The sequence below is a fragment of the Arcticibacterium sp. genome (assembly GCF_055134445.1).
In genome coordinates this window covers 1-8,490 of record NZ_JBSRVI010000058.1, presented here as the reverse complement: position 1 = coordinate 8,490, position 8,490 = coordinate 1, and the positions used below count along the sequence as shown (strand labels likewise).

Below are 8,490 nucleotides of genomic sequence, written 5' to 3'. Positions count from 1 at the left end.
GATCTAAGGCTTAAGACGAACTTTATTTTTTTAGAAGGAGACCAGGAATGGTCTCCTTTTTGCGTATAGGAGTAGTATTTCTTAAAGGATTTCTTAGCTGCATTTAAATAGTAAGAAAAAATCTCTTAACTTTACGCTCCGATAATTCATTCTATTCATCGGAAATCACAAAAACATTGATGGAAAAATCTCAAGTGCGTGAAGCATATCTTATGCTGGAAGACGGAACCGTGTTTAAAGGGAAAGCCCTTGGTAAATTAGGGACGTCGACTGGAGAAATATGCTTTAATACTGGTATGACTGGCTACCAAGAAATCTATACCGACCCTTCTTATTCTGGGCAGATTATTGTAAATACGACCTCTCATATTGGAAATTATGGAGTAAAGTTGGAAAGTGAAGAAGAATCTTCTAGTGTGAAAATAAAAGGTGTGGTATGTAATGCATATGCAGATACGTATTATTCTAGAAACACAGCGGACTCTTCACTTCAAGAATACTTTGAGAATGCTGGAGTAGTTGGCATTTGCGACGTCGACACAAGACAAATTGTGCGTCATATTAGAAATGCCGGCGTAATGAATTGTATTATATCTTCTGAAATAGACGATATAGATACACTCAAGAAAGAGCTAGAATTATGTCCATCCATGGAAGGTTTGGAGCTTTCTAGTACTGTAAGCACATCAGAACCATACTTCTTTGGAGATGAATCTGCGTCTTTTAAGTTGGCTGTGTTGGACTTAGGATGCAAAAGGAATATTCTGAGGTCATTTGCGGAAAGAGACTGCTATATGCAGGTTTATAATGCTAAAACTCCGCTGTCTGAAATTTTGAAATGGAATCCTGATGGTTTTTTTATATCAAATGGACCAGGAGATCCTGCCGCTATGGATTATGCAGTGGATACCATAAAGGAAATGCTTGAGACCAACAAACCCTTATTTGGGATTTGTTTAGGACATCAAATATTAGGCAGAGCTTGTGGCATCGGGACTTATAAGATGCATAGCGGACACAGAGGTTTAAATCATCCTGTAAAGAACTTAGTTACTGGGAAATCTGAAATTACCTCTCAGAATCATGGGTTTTCTGTAAACACGGATGATGTTAAATCAACCCCGGATGTGGAAATTACCCATATGAATTTAAATGATAATACGGTAGAGGGTATTAAATTGAAAAGTAAGCCTGCGTTCTCTGTTCAATATCATCCAGAGGCTGCCCCAGGACCTCATGATTCAAGATACTTATTTGACGACTTCGTAGCTTTATTAGGAAAGTAATCCTAATAAAGCTTATAGTGATTAAGCTTGCATTCTAGGCCACCATTAAACATTTGGTGCCTAGATTCAGGCTTAAGTCCAAAATACTTTAATGCTTCTAAATTGGAGCTTATAATCCAAGCTTCGCAATTGCGGTATTGTTTCTTGAGTTGGTCTCCAATATTCTTGTAAAAGGCATTTATCTCATCAATTTCTAATCTTTCTCCGTAAGGCGGATTTAGGAAAACTATCCCACTTTCACCTATTTTAGAAGAAAGAAAGAAATCCTCCCTTTTCACTCTGATGATGTCGTCCAGTCCTATTTTTTCAACATTAACAGATATGTTATCTATATTCTCTGTGAGCAAATCTCTACAGTAAATATTTGTATCAGAGTACGTCCTACTTTTCTCTAGATCATTTTTAATGTTATGAAACATTTCTCTGTTATAATCTACCCATTTTTGGAAGCCAAAACTCCGATTAAGTCCTGGAGCTATATTATTGGCAATAAGTGCTGCTTCAATACTAAAGGTTCCTGAACCCGACATAGGATCATAAAAATCATCTTTGCCATTCCAGCCCGACTTTAGAATTATACCTGCGGCTAAAACTTCGTTTAATGGGGCCTCATTTGAAAATTCCCTGTATCCTCTCTTGTTTAGCGTATCGCCAGAGGAGTTTAGAGAAACAGTACAGGCATTATACTGAATATGAACGTTGAATTGATAATCGGCATTAAAAGTATCTACATCTGGCCTACTGCCGAACTTTTTTCTAAACCGGTCAACTATCGCATCTTTTGTTTTTAACGCTACATACTTAGAGTGTGTGAAGATTTCTCCACTTACGGTAGCGGTAAGAGAAAAGGTGTCTTTTAATCCAAATATTTCCTCCCACTGCACAGCAAACACTTGATCATATAATTCGTATTCGTCATTAACTTCAAATTCTATAATAGGAATTAAAATACTAATAGAGGTTCTTAAAGACATATTGGCCTTCATCATCAATTCGTCATTGCCTTCAAAGGCTACGGCTCTTTTCCTTTTAGAAATATTCACACCTCCAAGGTTTTCAATTTCTGCAAAAAGTACATTCTCTAAGCCAGCCAAAGTCTTGGCTATCATTTGGTAATTCTCCATGGTGCAAAGCTAAATTTAAAATCCTCATTTTGGTCAATTCTCTAGTCTCTTGCTGATATTTTTCATAAAATTGCGGCGAATTAAAGCAGTTGAACGGAAATAGATGAAACTTTACAGTACAAATAACATAAGCCCATCGGTTGGAATTGAAGAAGCTATCTTTCAAGGTTTGCCTCCAGATAACGGTCTTTATCTTCCAATGGAGATTCCAGTCTTACCAGATACCTTCTGGGAAACTTGTGATAGTTTAACCTTTACTGATATTGCTTTTGTAATAGCCAATGCTTTTTTTCAAGATGAAATACCTGCAGAAGATCTAGAAAACCTTTTGCTTGACTCGATGGATTTTGACGCACCATCTGTCGAGATAGAAGAAGATCTGTATTGTCTGGAGCTTTTTCACGGGCCTTCTATGGCTTTTAAGGACTTTGGAGCAAGGTTTATGGCGGCCGTGATGTCATATTTCCTAGAAAAAAGGAATAGGAAGGTTCATATACTTGTAGCTACCTCTGGAGACACGGGTGGGGCAGTGGCACAAGGATTCTTTGGGCAAGAAAATATTGATGTACATATACTTTACCCTAGCGGAAAGGTCAGTGATATTCAAGAGAAGCAATTAACCACGCTAGGTGAAAATGTTTCTGCTATTGAAGTTGATGGTACTTTTGAAGATTGTCAAAAATTAGTTAAACAGGCATTTTTAGATGAGGAATTGAGAGAAAAGCTAAATTTAGCTTCTGCCAACTCTATTAATATAGCTCGTTTAATACCTCAAGCATTTTATTACGTTTACGCTTATTCTAGACTGTATAAAAAGGGGTTTCCTGTTGTATTTAGTATACCTAGCGGAAATTTTGGGAATCTTAGTGCTGGAGTGATAGCCTTTAAAATGGGCATGCCTGTTCACCGATTTATAGCTGCCACTAATGTTAATAAAGTAGTTCCTGAGTATTTAAAGTCGGGTGAGTATACACTAATTGACCCGTCAATTAGTACTATTTCGAACGCCATGGATGTAGGTAATCCTAGTAATTTTCCTAGGCTGATTGCTTTGTTTGGCAATAAATTCGCAGAATTGACAGATAAGGTTGTTGGATACTCCTATACGGATGAAGAAACGAGAGCCGCTATAAAAGAAGTAAAAGATAGATTTGATTATGTGGTGTGTCCACATACAGCTATTGCATATTTAGGCTTAAAGGATTATATGAATTCTGAGAAACAAAGGGTTTCTGGCGTGTTTTTATCAACAGCACATTATGCTAAATTCTTACCAGATGTAGAGGGTGTTTTAGGGGCTGGTTTACCTATTCCAGAAAGATTAGAAGAACTCTTAGAAAGGGCTAAGGTAGCAGAGAGAATGATGCCTGATTATGGACTTTTTAGAAGCTATCTAGACAAACTGTCTTAAGCGAAAGAATTACTTTCCCATTATAAAAATAGCACTGTTAATTTTAGGATTAGGCTCAATACTTTGAATATCTGTTGTAGTGGTTGGAATACCATTCATAATTAACTTGGAATTAAAGGGAAAGATAATACCACCTTTCTCTTTAAAGTTAGAGAAAAGGGTTTCCATTTTTCCGTTTCCGTTATGAGCTACGCTTTTTACTAACAAGAAGCTGTTTTTTTCAATATAAAAGTCCACTTCTCCTTTGATAGTTGTTTCCATAAAAGTGTAATCAGGTTTTAAAAGAGTTAATTTAAAACACGGGTTTCCATTTACAGTCTCGTCGTCTTTTTTTATAATTTGATATCTGTTTTTGGATGCCTTAAAAAGCGGGTCTGGGAAGTCTTTACCCTGTTCTATCAGATCGTGTGCATCTTCTTCTGTAAGCGGCTCACTCTTCATGGTCATGGGATTGGTAGCCCAAGCCATTTTACCATCGTAAGAGGCTATGATTTCCATTCCTTCGTAACTGAAAATAGCTTTATAGGACAAGCCTTTATAGAAGGAAACTGTTTGATAATTGGTAGATTCTGCTTTAATGCTTTCAACTTGCTTTAGACTACTAAGTTTTGTTAATAGTAAAGTGCCCCCTCGCTTTTCTACATACTTCTTAACGATTTCTTCCGCAGTTTGAGCTAAAGATATGGATGAAATAAATAATGAGAACAAAACAAGCGTTGAGAGGAATCTCATGGTCAAAATTTGAAGTTATTTAAAAGCTTAAACTTCAAATTTTGATCCAATATTTTGTTATGAAATGTTAATGTTATTTTCTCTTGAAAATTAAACCTGCCAAAGGTGGTATATTCAATGAAATAGAATACGGAAGTCCATGATAAGGTTCTTTAATGGCCTTGAAATCGGCATTCCCAATTCCTGCTCCACCATAGTTTTCTTGATCGCTGTTGAGAATTTCAGTATAACTTCCTGCATTATCTACACCTAGCTTATAATTGTTTCTTGGAACAGGGGTAAGGTTTAGAATGATATAGATTTCTTCTGTGTCTGTTAGTCTTTTATAATACAAAACAGAGTTTTCTTCATCCATGGTGTCTATCCATCTAAATGAAGTTTCTTTAAACTGATTTAATGTTAAAGACTGCTCGTTTCTATAAAGAGTATTTAGGCTTTTGACCAGTTCTGAGACTCCTTTATTGAAATGGTTGTCCAATTCGTGCCAATCCAAACTGTTTTTAAAATCCCATTCTCCTCTTTGGCCAAACTCTCCTCCCATAAAGAGTAGTTTGGCTCCTGGATGCGTAAACATATAGGTATATAGCAATCTGAGATTGGCAAATTTCTGCCATTCATCACCGGGCATTTTATCCCATAAAGAACCCTTTCCATAAACCACCTCGTCATGAGAAAGTGGTAACATGAAGTTCTCTGTGAAGGCATAAACTGTACTGAATGTCAAATCTTTTTGATGGTATTTCCTAAAAGCAGGGTCCTTTTCAAAATAAGATAGGGTGTCGTTCATCCAACCCATCATCCATTTCATGCCGAAACCTAAACCGCCGGTGTATGTTGGTCTAGAAACCCCCGGAAATGCCGTAGATTCCTCGGCAATGGTTTGAGTACCTGGATAAGAAGCATATATTTCTTCGTTAATTTCTTTTAACAGTGATATGACCTCTAGATTTTCTCTACCACCATGAATATTAGGAATCCATTCGCCATCTTCTCTAGAGTAATCTCTGTAAAGCATAGAAGCCACAGCGTCCACTCTTAATCCGTCTACATGGAAACGTTCTAACCAAAATAGGGCATTGCTAATCAAGAAAGATCTTACTTCAAATCTCCCATAATTAAAAATATAACTTTTCCAGTCTGGGTGATATCCCTCAAATGGATTCTCGTGTTCGTAAAGTGCCGTTCCGTCAAACCTAAATAAACCATTAGCATCTCCAGGGAAATGTGATGGAACCCAGTCTAAAATGACACCTATGTCGTTTTTATGAAGCTCCTCTATAAGGTACATGAGGTCTTGAGGGTTACCGAAAATACTACTAGCGGCAAAATACCCCGTTATTTGATATCCCCAGCTTGGCTCATATGGATGATGCATGATAGGCATAAACTCCACATGGGTAAAGCCCATTTCTTTAACATAAGGTACCAAATCCCTTGCAACTTCTCTGTAAGAAAGTCTGCGTTCGTTATTTTCAGGGTCTCTTTTCCATGAACCTAAATGGACTTCATAAACGGAATATGGAGCGTCTAATGAATTCTTTTCGGGTCTGTCTTTCATCCATTTACTATCTGACCACTCATAATAAGTGTCCCAAATAACACTAGCCGTTTTTGGTGGCTTTTCCCACATTAGAGCAAATGGATCGGCCTTTTCTAATTCTTCGCCAGTATTGGATTTGATGAAATATTTATAAACCTCTCCATTTCCAATATTCGGTATAAAGGTTTCCCATATACCAGAATGATCCCATCTAGGACTTAAGTTATGTGATGTTTTATTCCAGCCGTTAAAATCTCCTATTACAGATATTTTTTCAGCGTTAGGTGCCCAAACAGCAAAATAAGTCCCTTTCTGACCATCATTATCTACTACATGGGAACCGAATTTCTCATAAAGCTTGTAATGTTTTCCCGCTTTAAAAAGATGGATGTCGAAATCGGAAAGAAGACTAAAGGACATATTTCAATGGTTTTATTTATAAAAAATCATAACTAAAGAAAATTACATTTTAAAACGTAACATTCTTTTTTCAATTAGTTGCCAAGAAAGATAAGCAACAGAAATAACTATGACACAAATTAATAGAAGTTTTTCCCAATTTATTTCAATTTGCCTATGATAAAAATAATTTATAATGGGCATATGAAATATATAAATACCGTAAGAAATGTCATTACCTTTTAATAATCTGGAGCTTAAAGCCGGTTTACTAAAAGTTAAGGCCATGGTGGTAAGCCCTAATAAAACCAAACCAATAACGCCTAGTACTGAGATTTCGTAAACGTTATCAAACAGCCCTAACCAGTTTCTAAAAACGAGCATGTAAATCATAAATAGCATAAACCAGATGTAGCCTTTTCCTTCAAGATACTTTCTCAGTACATCAAAGTTTAGATGTATTAATATGCCAATACAAAAAAAGTAGAGGTATTTGAATAGAATGACACCCATTAGTTTTCCCGTTAGCTCGCTTTCTAGAATTACCGTTTCTTGATTTACACTGTAAATAAGTGATAAGATAGCTAAGCCAATAATCACTAAATTTTGAAAACTCTTTTGACGTTTATTTTTGAATATCGTAACAAACAATATTGGAAGGAAGAAATAATACTGTAACTCTACAGATATAGACCATAGACTACCGTTTGGATGACCAACTCCCCAATTTGACACTAAAGGTGTTTTGTAGAATTGGAAAAAGCTCATTTGAGCCAAGATCCAAGTCCAAAATGAACCAGTTGCCAGATCGGACAATTGGAGTTGTTCAGAAACGAAAAGTAATATTATGGTGAAAACTAAACACACCCATAATGCCGGAAATATTCTGATTAGCCTGTTTTTGAAATATCGCTTCAGATCGTCGCTGTTTCTTTCCAAAGATCTATATATCAAAAAACCACTGATGGTAAAGAAAATAGGTACACCGGGGAAATAGGAAATTATCTCTTTGATTTTTGGTTGCCAAAAATCGTCTATTCTAAAGAAGGTTAAAGCATGATAAAGCATGACTTGCAGGGATGCAACAAGTCTAATTAAATCAAAATTATTTATTCGGGATGAATTCAAACAGTTTCTGTTTTTTTGATTTTAATGTTATTTTGAATAGCTGGCATGAATCTACAAACTAAAGCAAAAAATGTCCATCTGTTATAATCGATTATAAGACCGTTGGTAAAGGTAAATACGAAAAAGTAAATAAACCCGTAAGCTGCAAATTCACCTATAATACTTGAAGGTTTTTTAAATTCTCGAATGGCGTACTTGAGCATTAAATAAAAGAAAACGCCGAAGAGTAAGAAACCAATAAGCCCATAGGAGTTAAATACTTCCACAATGGGCACATCAACGTAAAAGGCGAAATATCCATTTCCGAAAAGAAGTTTTAAATACTTACCCTCTTTAAAATTATCAATGGCATTCTCTTTCATTAACTCTAGTAAGCCAACTCTGCCAGAAGCTGAGGCATCCACTTCAATCTCCTTCTTTCCATCAGAATCACCAGGGATGAAAGTATTTACCAGCTTCTCTAACCTTCGTTGAACTATTTTATAGCCTAGATCAAGGATAGCTTCGTTTTTCTGTATAAAGTCTATCCCTTTAATGGACATGAAAATGACAATAAGCCAAACGTACCATTTAGTGAAAAGGAACTTCGTTTTTTTCCAAATGGAGCGAGCATCATTATTAAACCAAATAAAACAAACAATAAATAGAAAGCCGGATAAAATGGCAGACATGGCTTGAGCTAAAATAAGGACAGCTAAAAATAATGCAAGAGCACCGTAAGTGACAAATCGCCAAAGTTTCTTTGTCTCATATTTCAAATAAATAAAGCCTGAAACAATACCAAAGAAAGCTCCTCTTCCGAAAATATGTGGGTTTCCCATGGAGTCCATTTCTGTGGCATCTCCATAGGCTATGGCGAATCTTTGACCA

The 8,490-nt window shown here is 36.1% G+C and carries 7 protein-coding genes; 2 read left to right on the top strand and 5 right to left on the bottom strand.

Features of this window, described 5'->3' with window-relative positions; all coding sequences use genetic code 11:
• Positions 1-179 precede the first annotated feature (179 nt).
• The gene (gene carA / locus ACTBZY_RS07970; protein ID WP_463045799.1) at positions 180-1,286 is read left to right on the top strand and encodes a glutamine-hydrolyzing carbamoyl-phosphate synthase small subunit; all 1,107 of its coding nucleotides are present in this window, start codon (positions 180-182) and stop codon (positions 1,284-1,286) included.
• A gap of 2 nt (positions 1,287-1,288) precedes the next feature.
• On the opposite strand, the gene ACTBZY_RS07965 is transcribed toward carA, so the two are convergent.
• A complete protein-coding gene (locus tag ACTBZY_RS07965) occupies positions 1,289-2,410 on the bottom strand; it encodes a THUMP domain-containing class I SAM-dependent RNA methyltransferase (protein WP_463045798.1) in 1,122 nt (373 codons plus the stop codon).
• Positions 2,411-2,513: 103 nt separating this feature from the next.
• Here ACTBZY_RS07965 and thrC point away from each other — a divergent pair, with 103 nt between their 5' ends.
• A complete protein-coding gene (thrC, locus tag ACTBZY_RS07960) occupies positions 2,514-3,821 on the top strand; it encodes a threonine synthase (protein ID WP_463045797.1) in 1,308 nt (435 codons plus the stop codon).
• 9 nt (positions 3,822-3,830) lie between these two features.
• Here thrC and ACTBZY_RS07955 read toward each other — a convergent pair whose 3' ends face one another.
• The 4 genes from ACTBZY_RS07955 to ACTBZY_RS07940 form a co-directional block, all read right to left on the bottom strand.
• Positions 3,831-4,553, bottom strand: coding sequence for a LolA-like protein (locus ACTBZY_RS07955; protein WP_463045796.1), 723 nt, complete (start codon positions 4,551-4,553; stop codon positions 3,831-3,833).
• A gap of 73 nt (positions 4,554-4,626) precedes the next feature.
• On the bottom strand, positions 4,627-6,513 hold the full coding sequence (glgB, locus tag ACTBZY_RS07950; protein ID WP_463045795.1) for a 1,4-alpha-glucan branching protein GlgB: 1,887 nt from the start codon (positions 6,511-6,513) through the stop codon (positions 4,627-4,629).
• A 42-nt stretch (positions 6,514-6,555) separates the two neighbouring features.
• Positions 6,556-7,620: an acyltransferase family protein gene (locus ACTBZY_RS07945; protein WP_463045794.1), complete on the bottom strand. Its 1,065-nt coding sequence runs from the start codon at positions 7,618-7,620 to the stop codon at positions 6,556-6,558.
• On the bottom strand, positions 7,617-8,490 hold an 874-nt coding region (locus ACTBZY_RS07940), incomplete at its 5' end, for an O-antigen ligase family protein (RefSeq protein ID WP_463045793.1). The genes ACTBZY_RS07940 and ACTBZY_RS07945, both read right to left, overlap by 4 nt.